The 20480-nt window shown below is 63.5% G+C and carries 17 protein-coding genes; 7 read left to right on the top strand and 10 right to left on the bottom strand.

The window, feature by feature from the left end:
- The first annotated feature begins 52 nt into the window (after nt 1–52).
- On the top strand, nt 53–292 hold the full coding sequence (locus tag ABVV53_RS06510; protein WP_353983582.1) for a hypothetical protein: 240 nt from the start codon (nt 53–55) through the stop codon (nt 290–292).
- A 116-nt stretch (nt 293–408) separates the two neighbouring features.
- Here the strand turns inward: ABVV53_RS06510 and katG are convergent, their stop codons facing one another.
- From katG to ABVV53_RS06490, 4 genes are all read right to left on the bottom strand, one after another.
- A complete protein-coding gene (katG, locus tag ABVV53_RS06505; RefSeq protein ID WP_353983581.1) occupies nt 409–2691 on the bottom strand; it encodes a catalase/peroxidase HPI in 2283 nt (760 codons plus the stop codon).
- Nucleotides 2692–2873: 182 nt separating this feature from the next.
- Nucleotides 2874–3098, bottom strand: a complete 225-nt coding sequence (locus tag ABVV53_RS06500) for a ribbon-helix-helix domain-containing protein (protein WP_353983580.1) — start codon at nt 3096–3098, stop codon at nt 2874–2876.
- A gap of 50 nt (nt 3099–3148) precedes the next feature.
- On the bottom strand, nt 3149–3871 hold the full coding sequence (gene phbB / locus ABVV53_RS06495) for an acetoacetyl-CoA reductase (RefSeq protein ID WP_353983579.1): 723 nt from the start codon (nt 3869–3871) through the stop codon (nt 3149–3151).
- 137 nt (nt 3872–4008) lie between these two features.
- A complete protein-coding gene (locus ABVV53_RS06490) occupies nt 4009–4758 on the bottom strand; it encodes a hypothetical protein (RefSeq protein WP_353983578.1) in 750 nt (249 codons plus the stop codon).
- A gap of 230 nt (nt 4759–4988) precedes the next feature.
- Here ABVV53_RS06490 and ABVV53_RS06485 point away from each other — a divergent pair, with 230 nt between their 5' ends.
- The 5 genes from ABVV53_RS06485 to ABVV53_RS06465 all read left to right on the top strand — a co-directional run bounded on the left by ABVV53_RS06485 (nt 4989) and on the right by ABVV53_RS06465 (nt 11147).
- Nucleotides 4989–5471 carry a DUF3576 domain-containing protein gene (locus ABVV53_RS06485; RefSeq protein ID WP_419956756.1) on the top strand — a complete coding sequence of 161 codons (483 nt, stop codon included), beginning with the start codon at nt 4989–4991 and terminating at the stop codon, nt 5469–5471.
- Nucleotides 5472–5511: 40 nt separating this feature from the next.
- Entirely contained in the window at nt 5512–8034 is a 2523-nt protein-coding gene (gene leuS, locus ABVV53_RS06480; RefSeq protein WP_353983576.1) for a leucine--tRNA ligase, read from the top strand.
- A complete protein-coding gene (lptE, locus tag ABVV53_RS06475; RefSeq protein ID WP_419956754.1) occupies nt 8031–8555 on the top strand; it encodes an LPS assembly lipoprotein LptE in 525 nt (174 codons plus the stop codon). The genes leuS and lptE overlap by 4 nt, the downstream gene beginning before the upstream one ends.
- Nucleotides 8556–8565: 10 nt before the next feature.
- Nucleotides 8566–9603 carry a DNA polymerase III subunit delta gene (holA, locus tag ABVV53_RS06470; RefSeq protein ID WP_353983575.1) on the top strand — a complete coding sequence of 346 codons (1038 nt, stop codon included), beginning with the start codon at nt 8566–8568 and terminating at the stop codon, nt 9601–9603.
- 143 nt (nt 9604–9746) lie between these two features.
- Entirely contained in the window at nt 9747–11147 is a 1401-nt protein-coding gene (locus ABVV53_RS06465; RefSeq protein WP_353983574.1) for a sugar transferase, read from the top strand.
- A 124-nt stretch (nt 11148–11271) separates the two neighbouring features.
- Here ABVV53_RS06465 and ABVV53_RS06460 read toward each other — a convergent pair whose 3' ends face one another.
- From ABVV53_RS06460 to ABVV53_RS06450, 3 genes are read right to left on the bottom strand one after another with little or no spacing between them, the layout of a single operon-like run.
- Complete coding sequence (locus tag ABVV53_RS06460; RefSeq protein WP_419956753.1) at nt 11272–11802, bottom strand: LptA/OstA family protein; 531 nt, start codon at nt 11800–11802, stop codon at nt 11272–11274.
- The gene (locus tag ABVV53_RS06455) at nt 11799–12446 is read right to left on the bottom strand and encodes an LPS export ABC transporter periplasmic protein LptC (protein ID WP_353983573.1); all 648 of its coding nucleotides are present in this window, start codon (nt 12444–12446) and stop codon (nt 11799–11801) included. Before ABVV53_RS06455 ends, ABVV53_RS06460 begins: the two co-directional genes overlap by 4 nt.
- Nucleotides 12447–12452: 6 nt before the next feature.
- A complete protein-coding gene (locus ABVV53_RS06450) occupies nt 12453–13076 on the bottom strand; it encodes a ribonuclease D (RefSeq protein ID WP_353983612.1) in 624 nt (207 codons plus the stop codon).
- Between the two features lie 52 nt (nt 13077–13128).
- On the opposite strand from ABVV53_RS06450, the gene ABVV53_RS06445 reads away from it, so the two are divergent.
- A complete protein-coding gene (locus tag ABVV53_RS06445; protein ID WP_353983572.1) occupies nt 13129–13830 on the top strand; it encodes a uracil-DNA glycosylase in 702 nt (233 codons plus the stop codon).
- A gap of 31 nt (nt 13831–13861) precedes the next feature.
- Here ABVV53_RS06445 and ABVV53_RS06440 read toward each other — a convergent pair whose 3' ends face one another.
- The 3 genes from ABVV53_RS06440 to gltB form a co-directional block, all read right to left on the bottom strand.
- The gene (locus tag ABVV53_RS06440; RefSeq protein ID WP_353983571.1) at nt 13862–14170 is read right to left on the bottom strand and encodes a putative quinol monooxygenase; all 309 of its coding nucleotides are present in this window, start codon (nt 14168–14170) and stop codon (nt 13862–13864) included.
- Between the two features lie 60 nt (nt 14171–14230).
- Complete coding sequence (locus tag ABVV53_RS06435; protein WP_353983570.1) at nt 14231–15664, bottom strand: glutamate synthase subunit beta; 1434 nt, start codon at nt 15662–15664, stop codon at nt 14231–14233.
- Nucleotides 15665–15775: 111 nt separating this feature from the next.
- Nucleotides 15776–20413 carry a glutamate synthase large subunit gene (gene gltB / locus ABVV53_RS06430; RefSeq protein WP_353983569.1) on the bottom strand — a complete coding sequence of 1546 codons (4638 nt, stop codon included), beginning with the start codon at nt 20411–20413 and terminating at the stop codon, nt 15776–15778.
- Nucleotides 20414–20480: the final 67 nt, after the last annotated feature.

Raw genomic sequence — 20480 nt, 5'->3', positions numbered from 1 at the left:
TCACTCTCGGCTGGCGCGTTGAGCGCCTGTAATCCCGAGAGGAGCATTCAAGATGGGTTTGATCAGGTTGGCTGCGGTCGGCGCCGCTGGATACGCGTTCTACAAATATGCGACCCGGGACAGTGAGTCTCAGGCCGCTTTCGCAAGCCACGCAAAGGGTCCGAACGAGAACTTTTCAAAGGTGCGGGACGCTGGCGCAGACCAGATGGCGAATGCACCCAAGTCCTGGAACAAGGTCGACGAGGCCAGCGACGAGAGTTTCCCCGCCAGCGATCCGCCGGCAACTTACTGAGCCCTGTGGTTCGCTAACAAGAGGGCGGTGGGCGCGTATCCGCCGCCTTTTTTGCATGCGGCGCCAAGGGGAAAGGCGGCGCATGTTTGTGCGCCGCCTTCCTTTTTGCGTCAGCCTTAGAACCGGTCGGAGTTCATCACCTTCGCCCAAGCTGCAACGAAGTCGCTCACGAACTTCTGCTTGGCATCATCCGACGCGTAGACTTCCGAAACCGCCCGCAGTTCCGAGTTGGAGCCGAAGACGAGATCGACCGGGGTTGCTGTCCAGCGTAGCTGGCCGCTCGCACGGTCCTTGCCTTCGTACAGCCCCGGCGTTGCGCTCTTCGACCAGACGTTGTCCATGGAGAGCAGGTTGACAAAGTAGTCGTTCGTCAGCTGCCCCGGCCGCGTGGTGAAGACGCCCGCCTTTGAACTCCCGCTGTTAGCGTTTAGCGCGCGCATGCCGCCAACTAGAACGGTCATCTCCGGCACGGTGAGGTCAAGCGCATCGGCTTTGTCCACCAGTGCCGAAGCCGGGTCGATCTCCGCCTTGGCCGTGTAGTAGTTGCGGAAGCCGTCAGCCTTGGGCTCCAGGTAGGCGAACGACGCGACGTCCGTTTGCTCCTGAGCGGCATCCACGCGACCCGGCGTGAACGGCACCTTTGCCGCGTAGCCGGCCTTGGCTGCCGCCTGCTCGATGGCTGCATTGCCAGCCAGTATGATGAGATCCGCCATCGAGACCTGCCTGCCTGATTTCGCGAAGTCCTTTCGCACCGTTTCAAGCTTCGCCAGAACCTTGGAGAGCTCTGCCGGGTTGTTGACCGCCCAGCTACGCTGCGGATGGAGCCGCAAGCGCGCGCCGTTCGCACCGCCCCGCATGTCCGTGCTGCGGAAAGTCGAGGCGGAAGCCCAGGCCGTGCGCACGAGTTCAGGAACGGTGAGACCCGTCGCCAGGATCTTCGTCTTGAGCTGCGCCGCATCGGCTTCTCCGACAGGAGCGAAGCTCGCCTTGGGGAGGGGGTCCTGCCACGAGTACGTCTCGCTCGGGATATCCTTTCCGCGGTAACGGGCCTGCGGTCCGAGGTCGCGGTGAGTCAGCTTGAACCATGCGCGGGCGAACGCCTTTGCGAACAGGTCCGGGTTCTTCTTCCAGCTCTCCAGAATCTTGCGGAAGCCAGGGTCCTCCTTCAGCGCGATGTCCGTGGTGAACATGATCGGCGCGTGGAACTTGCCTTGGATGTGTGCGTCCGGAACTTGGGGCGCCATGCTCGGATCGGCAGGCACCCATTGCGTTGCACCAGCCGGGCTCTTCGCTTTCACCCAATCGAAGTTCAGCAGGTTGTCGATGTACTGCGTGGTGAAGCGCGTGGGTGCAGCGGACCATGCACCTTCGAGGCCGGAGGTGATCGTGTCTTCCGAATGGCCCTTGCCGCACTTGTTGGCCCAGCCAAGGCCCTGTGCCTCCACCGTGGCTGCGGTCGGCTCAGCGCCCATGCAGGCGTCTGGTTTGTGGGCGCCGTGGGCTTTACCGAAGGTGTGGCCACCCGCGATCAGAGCCAGCGTCTCTTCGTCGTCCATGGCCATATTGCCGAAGGCGCGGCGGATATCGGCGGCAGCGCCGATCGGATCGTGGTTGCCGTTCGGGCCTTCGGGATTGACGTAGATCAGGCCCATGGTCGTTGCCGCGAGTGAGCGCTTGAGCGTGCCATCGGGATTGCTCCGCTCTGCGCCCATCATCTTGGTTTCGGGCCCCCAGTAGACGAGATCAGGCTGCCAGGCATCCACGCGCCCGCCAGCGAAGCCGACGGTCTTGAAGCCCATGTCCTCCAGCGCGACATTGCCGGATAGGACCATCAGGTCGCCCCAGGACAGCTTGCGACCGTACTTCTGCTTGATCGGCCAAACCAGGCGGCGCGCCTTGTCGAGGCTGACGTTGTCGGGCCAGGAGTTGAGCGGGTCGAACCGCTGCTCACCACCGTCGGAGCCGCCCCGGCCATCGCCGACGCGGTACGTGCCGGCGCTGTGCCATGCCATGCGGATGAAGAAGGGGCCGTAGTGCCCATAGTCCGAGGGCCACCAGGGTTGAGACGTCGTCAGAACTTTCCGGATATCCGCTTTGACTGCTTCAAGGTCGAGGGAAGCGAACTCTTTGGCGTAGTCGTAATCGGCACCGTAGGGGTTTGACTGTGCCTCGTGCTGACGCAGTGCAGTCAAATCTAGTCGGTTTGGCCACCAGTCGCTGTTGCTCATCCCGCCCGGCTTCGCGGTGTCTGGCCGCGTCGGCTTCTCGGTGACTGTTTCTGCCTCGGTCGCGTGTGTCTTGTTCGGCTTCGTGTCGGTCGCGCTGAATGCGGGTGTCGCGAGCGCGCAGCACGCTGCACTCAACAGCAGCGCCAAATTTCGTGAGGTGATTTGGGTCATGATGTTTCCTCCTGCTTGTTTTTAGCCCCGGATCAGCTTCTGCTACTTCTGCAGGAGGGTCAGAGAGAAGCAGGGTTGAGTACACACAGATATCGAATGAACCGATTAATCCTGTCGTTAAAGTTGGCTCAGGCGATCAAACCATTAACCCATTGTAGAAAATCAGCGCGTGCCGGTGTCGCTCAGGCAGAGACCAGCCAGACGCGTATGGCGCCTGCCAGACCTGGTGGTGTTTCGGCTTCTAGTCGTGCGGCGTCGATTCGAGCGATTAGAGCGTTGATCGGCATGCTTTCCGCTGCCGCACGCGCCTTCAGCATGTCCCAGAACACGGGTTCCAGGCTGATCGAGGTCTTGTGCCCCGCGATTTCGACCGAGCGTTTGACGGGGGGGTGGAAGGGAATGGCCATGCCGAAAATTGAAGTTCGCTCCACCTCGCCCCGTCGTTAAACAGGCTAAGTCAGTACATGTGCTGGCCGCCGTTGATGCTGAGGGTGGAGCCCGTGATGAACCCCGCATTCTCGCTCGCGAGGAAGGCGACGCCGCGGGCGATCTCATAGGCGCTTCCAAGGCGGCCCACAGGGATCTTGGCTACGATCTTCTCCAGGACTGGCTCCGGCACCGCGGCGACCATGTCGGTGTCGATGTAACCGGGCGCAATCGCGTTCACCAGGACACCGAACTTGGCGCCTTCCTGGGCCAACGCCTTGGTGAAACCGTGAATGCCCGACTTGGCGGCGGCGTAGTTCACTTGCCCGTACTGTCCCGCTTGGCCGTTGATCGAGCCGATGTTGATGATCCTGCCCCAGCCGCGATCGCGCATGCCGGGGAACGTGGCCTTCGCCATGTTGAAGCATCCGCCCAGATTGATGCGCATGACCTCGTTCCAGTCGTCGAAGGTCATCTTGTGGAGGGTACCGTCACGGGTGACGCCCGCGTTATTCACAAGGATGTCTACCGGCCCGACATCCTGCTCCACCTGCTTGCAGCCAGCGATGCAGGCCTCATGATCGCCCACGTCCCACTTATAGGCGGGAATACCGTGCTCGGCGGTGAAGGCCTTCGCCTTTTCGTCGTTGCCTCCATAGTTGGCGACGACTGTGTGGCCGCGATCTCGAAGCGCGAGCGAAATTGCCGCGCCAATCCCGCGCGTGCCTCCCGTTACGATTGCTACACGTGCCATGGCGCTGCCTTTCATTCGGTGGTTCTCTCCGTCCCCTTGCTAGGAAATGGGAGAGGCTGGCACAAGCCGCCTGAATGGCCAGTCACGCAAACTTACTGGCGCGACACGCCATGAAGTTGCCGCCACAGCGAAGCGGCTCAGAAATTGAACTGGGTTCCCACGTACACGGCTTGGCTATCCTGCTTGCCGTCGGTGGTGAGAGGGGTGAGTCTTTCGCGCTCCTGCGAATAGCGCACGCCTGCAGTGACGTTCAGATTTTCGGTCACCCGGTAAGCGCCGCCAAGGTCTACCTCGCCGCCGTCGATCGCGAAAGTGCGTGGTGCCCGACCAGTGGGGGACCGCTCCTCCAAGCTGATCCTTGGCGAAAAGCGCGAATCTTCTGACCGGCGCGAAGGAGTCAGGCTGTACTCCCGCAGTTCAGGCAGCTCGTTTACGGCGGCCCGGGGTGCGTTCTGCGCAATCTCTTGTGCGAAGTTGTGGTAACCGCGAGAAACGCCAAGGCTGAAACCGGTCGGCGCAATCCGCAGTTTGCCGCTCTCATTCTCTTGCTGAGCAAGCTTCGGCCGGCCGTGCACGGTTATAGCCCGGGCGGCGACAGAATCGACCCGCACCGCGACTGTCACGGCGCGGTCCGCCTGGGACGGCGTACCCGCCGGGGTGAAGGGAAACAGCTTGCCCTTCGCGAGCGACCTGAGTGTAAGCGTCTTGCTGAAGCCGAGGGATGCGGCATCATCCACTGCCGCTTCGATCTGCGATGTCGCCGCTTCACCGTTCGAGAAGTCGGCCGTGAACGCCAGTACGGCGCTGGGAAGTGCAAGCAGGCTCACCGATCCGGCGAGCATCACACTGGCGGCAGTCCCGCTTTTGCGATCGTGCTGGCCCGTCATCCGAAAGTTCCCTGTTTGCTCCCGTGCATCCGAATCAAAAAGTGCCCTGTGCCAGCGCACCGTTTCGATCGGTCATGGCACCTTAACATAGGCTTGTGGAGGATGACAGAGGGCGGCAGGCCAGAGCCAGCAGCGGGTCACACTTGCCGCGGGACTGAGGCGGCGATAGAGGCAGAGCAACGCTGATGCTGCGTACGGGCATTCGCATGGAACAGGAACTGGGAACGACGATGACAGTCAGCACCGACATCGCGCTTGGCGCAAGGAGCGGATCGCGCGATCGGGGCCGCGCGGCAGTGCGGGTGGGGCTGGGCGTCGCTCTAGTGCTGTCGCTCGCCGCTTGTGGTGGCAAGAAAGAGATGCGTTCGCAAATGGCGGGCACGCAGGTCACTACGATCGGCGTGAACAGCTACTTATGGCGTGCGAGCCTCGATGCGATTTCGTTCATGCCGCTGCTCCAGACCGATAGCAACGGCGGCGTCATTGTGACGGACTGGTACGCCAACCCCAAAAATCCGGGCGAGCGCGTGAAGGTCTCTGTGACGATTCTCGACGCAGATTTGCGCGCCGATGCCTTGCGCGTTGCCGCCAGCCGCGAAGTCAACCAGGGCGGAACCTGGGTCGCCGCACCGGTGCAGGCGGCAACCGTGCAGAAGCTGGAAGACATCATTCTCACCCGCGCTCGCGACCTGCGGCGCAACTCAGTCGGTTGATTTTTGGCGGCTAGGTCCGCCGCAGGAGTAGACAAGCAAGATGAGCGAGCGGTTCGACCCCGCCACCGCAGACACGCGCTGGCAGCGTGTCTGGGACGAGCGCGCCTGCTTCAAGGCTGACGACTCCAGCCCGAAGCCGCGCAGCTATGTGCTGGAGATGTTCCCCTACCCCTCGGGGCGCATCCACATCGGCCACGTGCGCAACTACACGATGGGCGACGTGTTGGCGCGCTACAAGCGCATGACCGGGCACGAGGTGCTCCATCCGATGGGTTGGGACGCCTTCGGCATGCCGGCCGAGAATGCGGCGATGGAGAAGGGGGTCCACCCTGGCGGATGGACTCGCGAGAACATCGCCAACATGAAGACGCAGTTGAAGCGCCTTGGCTTCGCGCTCGACTGGAGCCGCGAATTGGCGACCTGCGAGCCGGAATACTACGGCCACGAACAGGCGCTGTTCCTCGACCTGTATGAGGCGGGGCTGGTCTATCGCAAGGAAAGCTCGGTCAACTGGGACCCGGTCGACCAGACCGTGCTCGCCAACGAGCAGGTCATCGACGGGCGCGGCTGGCGCTCGGGCGCGCTGGTTGAGAAGCGCAAGCTCAGCCAGTGGTTCCTGAAGATTACCGACTTCGCCGAGGAACTGCTCGAAGGCGTACAGAGTCTTGAGCACTGGCCAGACAAGGTCAAGCTGATGCAGGAGAACTGGATCGGCAAGAGCCGCGGCCTGCAGTTCCGCTTCGCGCCGGTGAACTTTGACGAGGAGATCGAAGTCTATTCCACGCGGCCCGACACGATCTTCGGCGCTAGCTTCGTCGCCGTTGCCGCCGAGCATCCGGTGGCGCAGGCGGTGGCCGCCACATCCGCCGAGGCGCAGGCTTTCGTCGAAAAGTGCAAGCAGGGCGGCACCACTGCAGCCGAGCTGGAAACAGCGGAAAAGCTGGGCTTCGACACCGGCCTCAAGGTCCGCCACCCCTTCACCGGCGCAGACTTGCCGGTGTGGATCGCGAACTTCGTGCTGATGGACTACGGCACCGGCGCGGTCATGGGCGTGCCCGGACACGACCAGCGCGATTTCGAGTTCTCGACCAAGTACGGCTTGCCGATCATCCGTGTGGTCGCAGCCGACTCGGCCGACGCCGACAGGCCTTTTGCCGGTGAGGCAGAGGCGGGCGATGGCGTGCTGGTGAACTCCGACTTCCTCACCGGCATGAGCGTGGCCGACGCCAACGCGCAGGTCATCGGCCGCGCCGAGAGCGAAGGCTGGGGCGAGGGCAAGACGGTGTGGCGCCTGCGCGACTGGGGCGTCAGCCGTCAGCGGTACTGGGGAACGCCGATTCCGTTCATCCACTGCGAGGCTTGTGGCGTCGTGCCGGTCCCCAAAGAGCAGCTGCCGGTCGTGCTGCCCGAGGACGTCGACTTCAAGACACCCGGCAACCCGCTGGTGCGCCATCCCACATGGAAGCAGGTCGAATGCCCAGGCTGCGGGAAGCCGGCGGTGCGCGAGACCGATACGCTCGACACCTTCGTCGACTCGTCTTGGTACTTCCTGCGCTTCGCCAGCCAGCCCGCGGACAAGGCGTTTGATCCGGAGGTCATCGCGAAGTGGCTGCCGGTCGAGCAGTACATTGGCGGCATCGAGCATGCGATCCTGCACTTGCTCTATGCTCGCTTCTGGACCCGCGCACTCGCTCGCATCGGCAAGATTGACGTGAAGGAGCCCTTCGCCAGCTTGTTCACGCAAGGCATGGTGACGCACGAGACGTACTCGCGCCTCGACGAGGGTAACGGGCAGCCGCTCTACTTCTCGCCTGCCGAGATCGACCGGACCGGCGATGGCGCGACTCTCAAGGCAGATGGGGCCCCGGTGGAAGTCGGCCGCGTCATCAAGATGTCGAAGTCGAAGAAGAACGTCGTCGATCCCGACGCGATCGTCGCGACGTACGGCGCCGATGCGATCCGCTGGTTCATGCTCTCCGACAGCCCGCCAGAGCGCGACCTTCCCTGGTCCGAGGCCGGTATCGAGGGCTGCGCCCGCTTCGCGCAGCGCTTGTGGCGGCTGTTCGGCCAATTCGATGCCTCCGCCAGTGGCGAGGACAAGGCGGTCGATCGCAAGCGTGACCAGACCGTGGCGCTCGTAGCGGAGGACATCGAGGCGCTGTCTTTCAACAAGGCGGTCGCTCGCATTTACGAGCTAACCAGCGTCGTCGAAAAGGCTGCGCCTTCGGCCAGTCGCTCGGCCGCGATTCGCACGATCTTGCTGCTCATCGCACCGATGATGCCGCATCTCGCCGAAGAAGCCTGGTCCGTCGTTGGTGAGGGGCTGGTGGCGGAAGCCGCCTGGCCGCCGGTTGATCCGGCGCTGCTGGTAGAGGACGAGGTCACCGTCGCCGTGCAGGTCAAAGGCAAGTTGCGCGACACTCTGACGGTGGCGAAGGGCACGAGCAAGGAAGAGCTGGAGGCGCTTGCGCTCGCCAGTGACAAGGTGCAGCGTGCGCTCGATGGGGCCGAGATAAGGAAAGTCATCGTGGTGCCCGACCGTTTGGTCAATCTCGTCGTATGATGCGCATCGTTCGTGCAGGCGCTTTTCGGGCGGTCGTGCTGGCCTGCTCCTTGCCGCTTGCCGGCTGCGGATTGCAGCCGATGTATGCGGGCGGTGGCGATGGCGCTGTGGCACGCGGCCTTTCCGCCATCCAGGTCGCCACGATCGAAGGCCGCGCAGGCTGGCTGGTGCGCAATGCACTGCTCGATAAGCTTTCCTTTCCTGAAGGAAGTGCGCCGCGCTACCGCCTGGATGTGCGCCTGGATGACCAGCTTGAAGCATTTGGCCTTCTGCGCGACGATACCGTTGGCCGTGAACGGCGCACTTTGCGTGCTCGCTATCAACTCGTCGACCTCGAGACCGACGCCATTCTTTTGGACGCCACGGCCGGTTCCGATGCCGGTATCGACGTGATCTCGTCTGATTACGCGACGATTGCGGCCGAACAGACGGCGCTGGAGAATCTTGCCAAGGACGTGGCGAGTCAAATCGTTACCGACGTCGCGCTGCAGCTTCGCAAGGGCGCGGCGACCAGCCCCTGATCTTCGGCCTGTGAAAGCCACTCAAAAGGATTTCGCCGGTCTCGCCGCCCGCGCAGCCGCCACTGCAAAAGTCTTCTTCTTCTGCGGTCCGGATGAGTCCGGCGCAGCAGACGCGGCACTGCGAATCATCTCGCTCCTTCCCGACCCGGGCGAGCGCATCGACTTCGCCGGCGCGGACTTGCGCAAGGATCCGGTGCGGCTCAGCGACGAAGCTCGCTCGACATCCTTGTTCGGCGGTGCCCGCCACATCTGGGTTCGTGCCTCCGGCGATGAAGCGCACGATGCTGTATCAAATCTCCTCGAGGGCGAGGTGGAGCCGTGCCCGGTGCTTATCTTGGCGACCGGCGCAACGGACAAGTCCCGTACAGCGAAGCTGCTGGCTGCGCGCGCCGATGCCTTGGTTGCGATGTTTCATCCGCCTGACCTTGGAGCCATCACAGCCGCAGTGCGCACGGAAGCCGGCGTGGCCGGCCTGCGCCTCAGCAGTGAGCTGGCGGAGCGAATCGCCCGGGGTGCAGGTCTGGACACGCGGATCGCGCGGTCAGAAATTGCAAAGCTGGCGTTGTACTGCGATGCAGCGCCCGAGAGCCCGCGCACGGTCACAGCTACCGAACTCGATGCGGTGGCGGCGCAAACTGCAGATGATGACTTTACCCCCATTGTCGATGCGGTCCTCAGCGGGCGCCGGGGGTTACTTGCGGCCGAACTGAATCGCATGCGGGCGACTCAGATCAACCCTGTAGGGCTGCTCCTGGCGTTGGAGCGCCGGACCGCCCAACTCGCGGCATTGGCCGCACGGATGTCTCCCGGCGAAAACCTGGCCCGCTTTCTCGATTCGGAAGCGAATGCTCGCCGCATCTTTTGGAGGGACAAGGCCGTGCTGGCCGAGCAGTTGCGCAATTGGCGCGGCCACAGGCTGGAGCGCCTCGCGCAGCGGCTCATGGCACTGCACCAGACAATGCTGAGTAACAGCGCCGACGGAGAGCTCTTTCTCGCGCAAGAACTCGTGACAATTACCCGTATGGCCTGTTCCACTTCGACACGCTGATCAACCGTTCCGTCGCCAGCGTCTTGAGCATTGCGTAATACTTGCTAGGTACCTATACGTGTTGCATTGCAGCATAACGGTCCCGCTTGAAATGCAGAGGCGGGGGTGTGCACGGTGAAGTTGGATTAGGGAGCCGCAAGCGAATGAACGCGCCTTTCGCAGTGCGACCCCTCGCGGGTCTCAGAAACGATGCCGGTGAACTCCTGGTAGCGCCATCGCTGGAGCGTCGCCGGCTTCAATGTTACGTCGCTCTCATGCTCGGCGACATCTTCGCGATCTTCGCGGGTTTCTGCCTGGCAGGCTATCTGGTTGCGGGACCGAGAGGCTGGTCTGATGCTCTGATCCAGAGTCAGCTGCTGCTGCCGATCTTCCTGACCATCGCCCTTTACAACGGGTCTTATTCAGTTGCGGCTCTGCTCAACTCCTGGGTCGGCATTGCTCGCTCCAATGCGGCGCTGCTTCTTGCCGTGGCCGCGGTGGTGTTCATTGCTTTCTTCGCGAAGGCATCTTCCGAGTTCTCGCGGCTCGGCTTTGGTAGCGGCACCGTATGCACGATGCTGCTGCTCACGCTCGCACGGCTGCAGATCCGCCGCTTCACCGCGTGGCATTGTGGCGCCAATCCATACAATCAATTGGTGATCGACGATGGCGGTCCGCGTGTCGACCTGCCTGGGGCAATCCGCCTATCCGCCAGTGCAATGGAGTTGCGCCCCAACTTGAACGATCCGCATGCGCTGGATCGACTCGGGTTGGCGCTGCGCAATATCGATCGTGTGATCGTGAGTTGCCCTGCGTCGCGGCGGGTTGAATGGGCGATGATGCTCAAGGGCGCCAACGTCGATGGCGAAGTGCTTGACGACGAAGTGGCGCGACTCGGCGCCCAGGGAGCCCGCGTATCGGCGGGACACGGCCTTCTGCTGGTCTCGGCAGGACCGCTGGGGTTGCGCGACAGGATCATCAAACGCCTGTTGGACGTGAGCTTCGCGGGCGCGGCAATCCTGGCATTGTCACCCCTGCTGATCGTGGTGGCACTTGCCATCAAACTGCAGGATCGGGGGCCGATTTTCTTCGTCCAGCGCAGAATGGGGCGCGGCAACCGCTTCTTCAACATGTACAAGTTCCGCAGCATGACGGTCAGCCTGTGCGACAAGGAGGGCAATGTCTCGGCCTCCAAGGACGACCAGCGCATTACCCGCGTCGGCAGGTTCATCCGCTCCACCAGCATCGATGAACTGCCGCAGCTGTTCAACGTGCTGCTGGGCGACATGAGTCTCGTCGGGCCGCGCCCTCATGCGATCGGGTCGCAGGCGGGTTCCAAGCTCTTCTGGGAAGTGGACTTGCGCTACTGGCAGCGCCACAGCCTCAAGCCGGGCCTCAGCGGCTTGGCCCAAGTCCGTGGGTTTCGCGGCGCCACCGAGAAAGAGTCGGATCTGGTCCACCGCTTGCAGTCTGACCTTGAGTATCTAGAAGGTTGGACGATCCTGCGCGACATCAAGATTATCTTCCTGACCCTCCGCGTACTGGTGCACGACCGGGCATTTTGATGGCCGGATCCGCTCTGGCAAGCGCGTGAGGGGGGCAGTGTCAGAGCAGACGGACCCCGAAGGTAGAATAGGGGCAACACCGCTCTGCGTCGAGCGGCTACCCCGGCTACACCACTTGTTCGTCTCAGTTTTGCCTTGGGACGCTGAACGTGCCGGTCACTCTGCCCTCGGCTGATGAGACGCCGCTGTTCAGATCAACGACGAAGCGATTGCCCCTAAGCGTGTCGCCATTGCGCTTGAGCGAGGCATTGCCGACCATGGTGATGATCCGCCGATTGAAGTCGTAGATTGCGACGTCGCCAGTGGCGACTTCGTTGCTCCGAGTCACCGTAACCCCGCCACTGGCTGTGATGCGCTGGATCTGCAGCGAGCCGCCGGCGTCGGTGAATTCTACAATCGTACGGGCAGCGCGCAGGCGCAAATCTCCTTGCCGGATATCGACATTACCGGCGAGAATCACGCGGTTCTGGCGGTCTTGCAACTCGATGCGGTCAGCCGCGTAATCGACGGGAGCATTGGTGTTGTGCCCCGAGAGCGCCTGCGCGCCGAGCTGCTGCGCACCGACCAGGGCGAGAGCCGCTGCCGCGCCGCTCAGCATTGCTCTCCGCAGCCGGAGCGACCGGAAGAAGAAAGGGCGCGCGCGGGTCGGCGTCATTGCGGTATCCTCAGCTTGCCTGGCGTCATCCGCAGCCGGGCGTTACCTTCAAGTTTTACGGTGCGGCCCTCCAAGTCCGCGACGATGCGGTCGGCGCTGAAGGTGCCAGTGGGCACGGCACCCGAGACGCCGCCGGAGCCTACCGCGGTCTGAGACCCAATGTCGATCGCCACGTCCTGAGTCTGCATTCGATAGCCGTCCGCAGCAACAAAATTGACTGGGCCATTCACCGCAAGCTTCTCGGCATCGTAGTTGTAGGCGCCTGACGGCGCGCGGATCTCAGCAGGGCCGTCTTCAAGTTTCATTCTGGCCACCAAGTCGTTCATCTGCACCACCGGCACTCGTGCAGTGCGCTGAACGGCATCACCTGCCATGACAACGAACGGTCGCCCCTTGTTGTCGGCCCCACGGTAGGCCGCGTCCGCCACTTGTACACGCTCTTTTGTAACTGCAACCTTATTGCGATCGAGCAGGAAGCTGATCTCGCCGCGGGGTGAGAGCGGAACCAGAATCATCACCGCGGCCAGCAACCCGATCGCCGCCGGCAGCGCCTTGGCGAGGAAGGCGATCATGCGATCGTGCCTGCCGCCGGGTGCTGCGAAGTGGCGGCGCTGGCTGCGGATCTGGGTGGCTTCCAGCGACATTGCGCGTCAGGCGGCTTCGTGGCTGAAGATGTCGTGGTCGGGCCAGCCCGCCAGATCAAGCCGGGCACGATGCGGGAGGAAGTCGAAACAGGCTTGAGCCAGCTCTGCACGGCCCTCGCGGGCGAGGCGCTCGACGAAGATGCCGTGCATGGCGTGCAGGTAGCGCACATCGGAGGCGGCATATTCCCGCTGCGGTTCAGTCAGCTCGGGAGCGCCCCAGTCGCTCGACTGTTGCTGCTTGGAAATTTCTTTTCCAAGCAGCTCGCGAACCAGGTCCTTGAGGCCATGGCGGTCCGTGTACGTACGCACCAGCTTGCTGGCGATCTTAGTGCAGAAGACCGGCGCGGCGGTGACGCCGATGTAGTGCTCGATCGCCGCAAGGTCGAAACGCGCGAAGTGGTACAGCTTAAGTCGCGCAGGATCGGCGAGCACCGCCCGCAGGTTCGGAGCGGCATAATCGCTCCCGACCTTGAAGCGGACGAGGTGCTCGTCTCCCTTGCCATCTGAGATCTGGACCAGGCAAAGCCGGTCGCGCGGAGTGATCAGTCCCATCGTTTCGGTGTCGACAGCGACAGCGCCGGGCGCGAGCACGCCCTCGGGGAGATCTTCTTCATGAAGGTGGACAGCCATAAGCCACAGATGCTTAGGCATTGCACCGGGACTTCGCAATGGGCGCGCACGAATGAGCACAGTCGATTCCGTCAGTCCGGATGCCACTTCGGTCCCGGCGAGTTGGCGCGCCGCGCTATCCGGGGTGTTAGAGACGCGAGAGGCCCGGCGCCTCGGCGGCTTCCTTAAGGCCGAGGAGGCAGCAGGCAAACGGATCTATCCACCGCAGGGCAGCCGCCTGCGCGCGCTGGAACTCACACCCCTGGACGCCGTCAAGGTCGTTATCCTCGGACAGGACCCGTATCACGGCGCGGGACAGGCCCACGGCCTTGCCTTTTCGGTGCCGGAGGGGGTGAGAGTGCCTCCGTCGTTGGTGAACATCTACAAGGAAATTGCCAGCGACTGCGGTGCGCCGGCGCCAGGGCATGGCAACCTGGAGCGCTGGGCGCGCCAAGGGGTGCTTCTGCTCAACAATGCCCTGACTGTAGAGGAGGGCCGGGCCGGCTCGCACCAGAAGGTCGGGTGGGAAGCACTCACGGACGCCGCGGTGGCTGCAGTTGCAGCCCGGGCAGAGCCGACCGCATTCATGCTGTGGGGTAACCATGCGCGCAAGAAGGCGGAGCGGGTGCCGGGTCTGACAGGTGGACCTCATCTGGTCCTGACCGCGCCGCACCCCAGCCCGCTTTCCGCGCACGCCGGTTTCTTTGGATGCCGCCATTTCAGCCAAGCCAATGACTTTCTGGAGGCGAACGGGCGAGGCGCGATCGAGTGGTAGAGCGGTTCTGCAAGCGGCGGGAAAGAGTGACTCAGGCCGATGCGCCGGGGACTGGCGTATCCATGACGTAGTGGCACATGGCGCCCCCGCAAGTGAGGTCACCCATGGCGGAACGGAAGGTCCCGAAGCTTTCGAGTTCGCGCGCCGCCGTGTGTGCTTCCAACGACGTCCACACGACGTTGAAGGTGAACTTGCTGGGATTCTCCACCCCACGCCCGAATGCCACGGAAACGACGCCCTCACACGCGGCCAACGCGGGCACGCCCGTTTCGCGCATGGCGGTCGCGAAGGCGTCTTCCTTACCTGCGCGCACTTCGATCTCTGCAATTTCCAGCAGCATTCGTCGCCTCCCGATCGCTCACCACCCAGTCGAGCCGGATGATGAGCGTCTTTTGAGTTACTAGCGTGGCAGGACGGATGCGCCCATCAGCGCCTCGTCGACGGCGCGCGCGCACTGGCGGCCTTCGCGAATTGCCCATACGACGAGGCTCTGGCCCCGACGCATATCGCCGCATGACCAGATCTTCTCATCGCTGCTCTGGTATTTGTCCGTATCTGCTTTGACGTTTCCGCGCGCGTCGAGCTCAACAGCGGACTGGTTCAGCATGCCGGCCTTAAGGGGGCCAGTAAAGCCCATGGCCAACAGGATCAGGTCGGCCTGCAGCGTGAACTCGCTGCCCGCGATCTCCTGCATCTTGCCGTCCTTCCACTCGACGCGGACGCATTCCAGACCTTTGACGTCATTGTCGCCGACGACGCGCTTGGTCAGAACGGCCCAATCGCGCTCGCAGCCTTCCTCGTGACTAGACGACGTGCGCAGCCGGAGCGGCCAGAAGGGCCAGCTGAGAGCCTTGTCTTCCTTCTCGGGCGGCTTGGGCATGATCTCTAGCTGCGTGACCGAAGCCGCGCCCTGCCGATTCGACGTGCCCACGCAGTCCGACCCGGTGTCGCCACCGCCGATGACCAGAACGTGCTTGCCGGTCGCCGTCAGCGAGCCGCGCGGTGCGGCGCGCAACTCGTCATCGCCCGCATTGCGCTTGTTCTGCTGCGTCAGAAACTCCATCGCGAAACGCACGCCCGGCAACTCTGCGCCTGGGATGTCGAGCCGCCGCGCTTCCTCGGCGCCGCCTGCCAAGACGATCGCGTCGAAGTTTTCCTTCAGCGAGTTGACCGAGACGGTCACGCCGACTTCGGTGCTGGTGCGGAACGTGACACCTTCGGCTTCCATCTGCACGGCGCGCCGATTGATGAGGTGCTTCTCCATCTTGAAGTCGGGGATGCCGTACCGCATCAGTCCGCCCAGACGGTCGTTCTTCTCGAACACTGTGACCGAGTGCCCCGCGCGGGCCAGCTGCTGCGCGCAGGCGAGGCCCGCCGGCCCGGAGCCGACCACCGCGACCGTCTTGCCGGTGCGCTGGGCAGGTACCTGCGGCGGAATCCAACCGTTCGCCCATCCCTTGTCGACGATCGCACATTCCACCGACTTGATGGTGACGGGCTGGTCGATGATGTTCAGCGTGCAGGCCGCTTCGCAAGGCGCAGGGCAGATGCGGCCGGTGAACTCAGGGAAGTTGTTGGTGGAGTGCAACACCTCGAGCGCGGTTTTCCAGTCGCTCTCGTAAACGAGGTGATTCCAGTCCGGGATCATGTTGTTGACCGGACAGCCCGTGTGGCAGTGCGGCACACCGCAGTTCATGCAGCGCGAGGCTTGCGCTTTGAGTTTCGCCTCCGGCAGCGGCACGACGAACTCCTTGTAGTTCTTCAGCCGCGCCTGAGGATCCTCGTAAGTCCGGTCATGCCGGTCGAGTTCCAGGAACCCAGTTTCCTTGCCCATATTCCATTACTCCCCGCGTCGTGCCGGCTCTAGCTTATGGAGCGGCGGCACCCGGTATCCGGGCACGAGCCCGATCTGGTGAGCCCCGGCCGAAGCCGGGGCGAATGCGATTTACTCTGCTGCGACCGAAGCCGCCTCCAGCCGTTCCGCCTCAAGCTGCTTGAGCGCCTTGGCATAGTCGCGCGGCATGACCTTGAGGAACTTGGGCAGTGCATTGGCCCAGTCGTCCAACAGCGCGCGAGCCCGCGTCGAACCGGTATGCAGGTGATGCCGTTCCAGCAGCACGCGCAGGCGATCGGCGTCGTGGCGCAGCATGTCGCCCATTCCGGCATCGTCGACCCCGTTGGTGCGTTGCTGCGGACGGCCCGCACCGTCATCCTCGTCACGCTCAGCCGAAATCGGCAGCAGATCGACCATTGCCTTGTTGGCGAGCTGATCGAACACGCCGTCCTCGTCGTAGACGTAGGCAACGCCGCCCGACATGCCTGCCGCGAAGTTGCGGCCGGTCTTGCCAAGCACCGCCACCACGCCTCCGGTCATGTACTCGCAACCATGGTCGCCGCAGCCCTCGACCACCGCAACGGCGCCCGAATTGCGCACCGCAAAGCGTTCGCCGGCGACGCCGTTGAAGAACGCCTCGCCCGCGATCGCACCATAGAGCACGGTGTTGCCGACGATGATGTTCTGCGTGGGCTCACGGTTCACGTGGCTGGGCTGGCGCACGATTACGCGGCCGCCGGAAAGGCCCTTGCCGACGTAATCGTTGGCATCGCCTGTCAGGTCCAGCGTGACGCCGTGGGCGAGCCAGGCGCCGAAGCTCTGGCCGGCGACACCGGTGAGCTTCACGTTGATCGTGTTGTCGGGCAGGCCAGCATGGCCATACCGCTTGGCCACTTCGCCCGAAAGCATGGCGCCCACGGTACGGTTGACGTTGATGACGGTCTTCTCGATCCGTACCGCCTGGCGGCTTTGCAACGAATCGGAAGAGAGCGCGATGAGCTCGTTATCCAGCGCGTTTTCCAGACCGTGGTCCTGCGTTCCCGACCAGTTGAGGCTGGGGCTGTCGCCCTTGCCAGGGTTGTAGAGGATCTTTGACAGATCAACGCCCTTGGCCTTCCAGTGTGCGACGACCTTGCGCGTGTCTAGCCGGTCGACCCGGCCCACCATTTCCGCGACGGTCCGGAAGCCGAGTTCGGCCATGATCGCGCGCAGCTCTTCGGCGACGAAGAAGAAGTAGTTCACCACGTGCTCGGGCTGACCGGTGAAGCGTGCGCGCAGGACCGGGTCCTGAGTCGCGACGCCAACCGGGCAGGTGTTGAGGTGACACTTGCGCATCATGATGCAGCCGGCCGCGATCAGCGGGGCGGTCGCGAAGCCGAACTCGTCCGCGCCCAGCAGCGCCGCAACAGCGACGTCGCGCCCGGTGCGCAAGCCACCGTCGGCCTGTACCGCGATGCGGCTGCGCAGATTGTTGAGCAGCAGCGTCTGCTGTGTTTCGGCCAAACCGATTTCCCATGGCGAACCGGCGTGGGTGAGCGACGTCAACGGCGAAGCGCCAGTGCCGCCTTCATAGCCCGAGATCGTGACGTGATCCGCGCGCGCCTTGGAAACGCCCGCGGCGACCGTGCCGACACCCACTTCGGACACCAGCTTGACCGAGATACGCGCCACCGGGTTCACGTTCTTGAGATCGTGAATGAGCTGCGCAAGGTCTTCGATCGAGTAGATGTCGTGGTGCGGCGGAGGGCTGATAAGGCCTACGCCCGGCGTCGAGTGACGCACCTTGCCGATGGTCTTGTTGACCTTGTCACCCGGAAGCTGGCCACCTTCGCCGGGCTTGGCGCCCTGGGCCATCTTGATCTGGATGTCGTCGGCGTTGACGAGGTACTCGGTGGTGACGCCGAAGCGGCCCGAAGCCACCTGCTTGATTGCCGAGCGCATCGAATCGCCGTTGGGCAGCGGCGTGAAGCGATCCACTTCCTCACCGCCCTCACCGGTGTTCGACTTGCCGCCGATCCGGTTCATGGCCAGCGCCAGCGTGGTGTGTGCTTCACGGCTGATCGACCCGAAGCTCATCGCACCCGTGGCGAAGCGCTTCACGATCTCGCTGGCCGGCTCGACCTGCTCCAGCGGGATCGGGTTGCCGGGCACGAAATCCATCAGGCCGCGGATGGTCAGCATCCGCTCCGACTGATCGTTGATGGTGCGTGCGAAAGCTGCGTACTTCTCGGGAATGTTGCCGCGTACGGCATGCTGGAGGTTGCCGATGTTCTCGGACGTCCAGGCATGCTCTTCGCCGCGAACGCGCACGCCGTAGATGCCGCCTACGTCGAGCATGTTCTTGTAGACCGGGCTGTCGCCGTAAGCCGCGGCATGGCGTGCTACGGTCTCCTGCGCCACTTCGAGCAGGCCGGCGCCTTCGATCGTCGTCGCGGTGCCCGTGAAGTACTTCTCGATGAAAGCCGAGGACAGGCCGACAGCGTCGAAGATCTGCGCGCCGCAGTAGGATTGATAGGTCGAGATGCCCATCTTGGACATGACCTTCCGGATGCCCTTGCCGACGGCGTAGATGTAGTTCTTCTGCGCCTGCTTGGGATTGATCGGCAGGCCCTTCCGGACGCGGATGTCCTCGATCGTCTCGAACGCGAGGTAAGGATTGATCGCTTCGGCGCCATAGCCCGCAAGCACGCAGAAGTGGTGGACTTCACGCGCTTCGCCGGTCTCGACCACGAGGCCGGTCTGCATGCGCAGGCCCTGCCGTACCAGGTGGTGGTGCACGGCCGCAGTTGCCAGCAGAGCCGGCATCGGGATGCGGTCCGGGCCTTGGGCGCGGTCGGACAGGATCAGGATGTTCTTGTCCGCCAGGACGGCTTCGGTGGCCGTCCAGCACATCTCCTTGATCGCGAGTTCCAGGCCCTCGGCCCCGGTGCTCGCGTCCCAAGTGATGTCGATCGTCTCTGTGCGGAAAGCGCCATCGAGCCCGGCTTCGACCGAGCGGATCTTGGCCATGTCCTCGTTGGTGAGGATCGGCTGGCTGACTTCCAGGCGCTTGTGCGAGCCCGCGACATGGCCCAGCAAGTTCGGGCGCGGGCCGATCATGGAGACCAGGCTCATCACCAGTTCCTCGCGGATCGGGTCGATCGGGGGGTTGGTGACCTGTGCGAAGTTCTGCTTGAAGTAGTCGTACAGCAGGCGCGACTTCTTCGAGAGCACCGGGATCGGCGTGTCCGTGCCCATGGAGCCGATGGGATCGTCGGCATTCACCGCCATCGGCTCCAGGAACTTGCCGACGTCTTCCTGCGTGTACCCGAAGGTCTGCTGGCGATCGAGCAGTGTCCCGGTGGGGCTGGGAAGCTCCGCCAGTTCAGGCTCGACGACGTCGAGGTCTTCGAGCTTGTACTGCGCCTGGTCGAGCCACTGCTGGTAGGGCTCCTCGGCAGCGAGCTGGGCCTTGAGTTCTTCGTCCTCGATGATGCGGCCTTGCTCGAAGTCGATCAGCAGCATGCGGCCAGGCTGGAGGCGCCACTTGCGCACGATGTTGTCTTCCTTGATCGGCAGCACGCCGCTTTCGGAAGCCATGACGCACAAGTCATCGTCGGTCACAAGGAAGCGGGCGGGCCTGAGGCCGTTACGGTCCAGGGTGGCGCCGATCTGCCGGCCATCGGTGAAGGCCACGGCCGCAGGGCCGTCCCATGGCTCCATCAGCGCGGCGTGGTACTCGTAGAAGGCGCGCCGTTCCGGGGTCATCAGCGGATTGCCCGCCCAAGCCTCGGGGATCAGCATCATCATCGCGTGACTGATGCTGTAGCCGCCGGCGAGCAGCAGTTCGAAGGCGTTGTCGAGGCAGGCGGTGTCCGACTGGCCGTGCGGGATCAGCGGCCACATCTTGTCGAGATCGGCACCGAGCAGCGGCGATTCGAGCGTGCGGCGGCGCGCGTTCATCCAGTTCACGTTGCCCCGTACGGTGTTGATCTCACCATTGTGCGCCATGAACCGATAGGGGTGCGCCAGCTTCCAGCTGGGGAAAGTGTTGGTGGAAAAGCGCTGGTGCACAAGGCCGAGCGCCGAGACGCAATCGGGGTCGCGCAAGTCGTCGTAGAAGCTGCCCACTTGCGTAGCCAGCAACAGGCCCTTGTAGACGATCGTGCGGGTCGAGAAGCTCGGCATATAGAGCTCGGTGAGGCCGGGCAAGCCGTGCTTCTCTGCCATTTGCGCCAGCGGGTTCTGCGTCTGCTTGCGGATCGCCAGCAGCTTGCGCTCGAAGGCGTCCTGATCGGCGCAGTTCGATCCACGCGCGATGAAGCACTGGCGAACGACCGGCATCGACTTGATAACGGCTTGGCCGAGACCATCGAGCGTGACGGGAACGTCGCGCCAGCCAATCAGGCTCTGGCCTTCCTTCTCGATAAACTTCTCGAACGTCTGGGTGACGAGGTCGCGGGCGGCTTCGTCCTGGGGCATGAAGCACATGGCGACGCCGTAGTCGCCCGGCTGCGGCAGCGTCAGGCCCTTGCCGTCCGCCCACTTGCGGAACAGAGCATCGGGCATCTGGATAAGGATGCCGGCGCCGTCACCCATCAGCGGGTCGGCGCCCACCGCACCGCGGTGGTCGAGGTTTTTCAGGATCTCCAGTGCCTGGCTAATGATGGCGTGCGATTTGGCGCCTTTAATGTGAGCGACAAAGCCCACACCGCAGGAGTCATGTTCGTTGCGCGCATCGTAGAGGCCCTGGGGCTCCGGAAATCCCATCGATAAATACCCGTGCTGTCATTTGCCGGCCGTCCTTGCTTGCGAATGACCAGAATGGTCGCTCGCA

Origin of the sequence: Novosphingobium kalidii (genome assembly GCF_040534015.1) — a bacterium.
In the GTDB taxonomy this organism is placed as follows: domain Bacteria; phylum Pseudomonadota; class Alphaproteobacteria; order Sphingomonadales; family Sphingomonadaceae; genus Novosphingobium; species Novosphingobium kalidii.
The sequence above is the reverse complement of the archived record's forward strand: the minus strand, read 5'-3'. Positions and strand labels throughout refer to the sequence as shown.

Coding starts and splice junctions, on each gene's coding strand:
- ABVV53_RS06460 (WP_419956753.1), bottom strand. CDS start 11,802: ATGACGCCGACCCGCGCGCGCCCTTTCTTCTTCCGGTCGCTCCGGCTG.
- ABVV53_RS06455 (WP_353983573.1), bottom strand. CDS start 12,446: ATGTCGCTGGAAGCCACCCAGATCCGCAGCCAGCGCCGCCACTTCGCA.
- gltB (WP_353983569.1), bottom strand. CDS start 20,413: ATGGGATTTCCGGAGCCCCAGGGCCTCTACGATGCGCGCAACGAACAT.
- ABVV53_RS06440 (WP_353983571.1), bottom strand. CDS start 14,170: ATGCTGCTGGAAATTGCAGAGATCGAAGTGCGCGCAGGTAAGGAAGAC.
- phbB (WP_353983579.1), bottom strand. CDS start 3,871: ATGGCACGTGTAGCAATCGTAACGGGAGGCACGCGCGGGATTGGCGCG.
- ABVV53_RS06445 (WP_353983572.1), top strand. CDS start 13,129: ATGAGCACAGTCGATTCCGTCAGTCCGGATGCCACTTCGGTCCCGGCG.
- ABVV53_RS06490 (WP_353983578.1), bottom strand. CDS start 4,758: ATGACGGGCCAGCACGATCGCAAAAGCGGGACTGCCGCCAGTGTGATG.
- katG (WP_353983581.1), bottom strand. CDS start 2,691: ATGACCCAAATCACCTCACGAAATTTGGCGCTGCTGTTGAGTGCAGCG.
- ABVV53_RS06450 (WP_353983612.1), bottom strand. CDS start 13,076: ATGGCTGTCCACCTTCATGAAGAAGATCTCCCCGAGGGCGTGCTCGCG.
- ABVV53_RS06485 (WP_419956756.1), top strand. CDS start 4,989: ATGACAGTCAGCACCGACATCGCGCTTGGCGCAAGGAGCGGATCGCGC.
- ABVV53_RS06435 (WP_353983570.1), bottom strand. CDS start 15,664: ATGGGCAAGGAAACTGGGTTCCTGGAACTCGACCGGCATGACCGGACT.
- lptE (WP_419956754.1), top strand. CDS start 8,031: ATGATGCGCATCGTTCGTGCAGGCGCTTTTCGGGCGGTCGTGCTGGCC.
- ABVV53_RS06465 (WP_353983574.1), top strand. CDS start 9,747: ATGAACGCGCCTTTCGCAGTGCGACCCCTCGCGGGTCTCAGAAACGAT.
- ABVV53_RS06500 (WP_353983580.1), bottom strand. CDS start 3,098: ATGGCCATTCCCTTCCACCCCCCCGTCAAACGCTCGGTCGAAATCGCG.
- ABVV53_RS06510 (WP_353983582.1), top strand. CDS start 53: ATGGGTTTGATCAGGTTGGCTGCGGTCGGCGCCGCTGGATACGCGTTC.
- leuS (WP_353983576.1), top strand. CDS start 5,512: ATGAGCGAGCGGTTCGACCCCGCCACCGCAGACACGCGCTGGCAGCGT.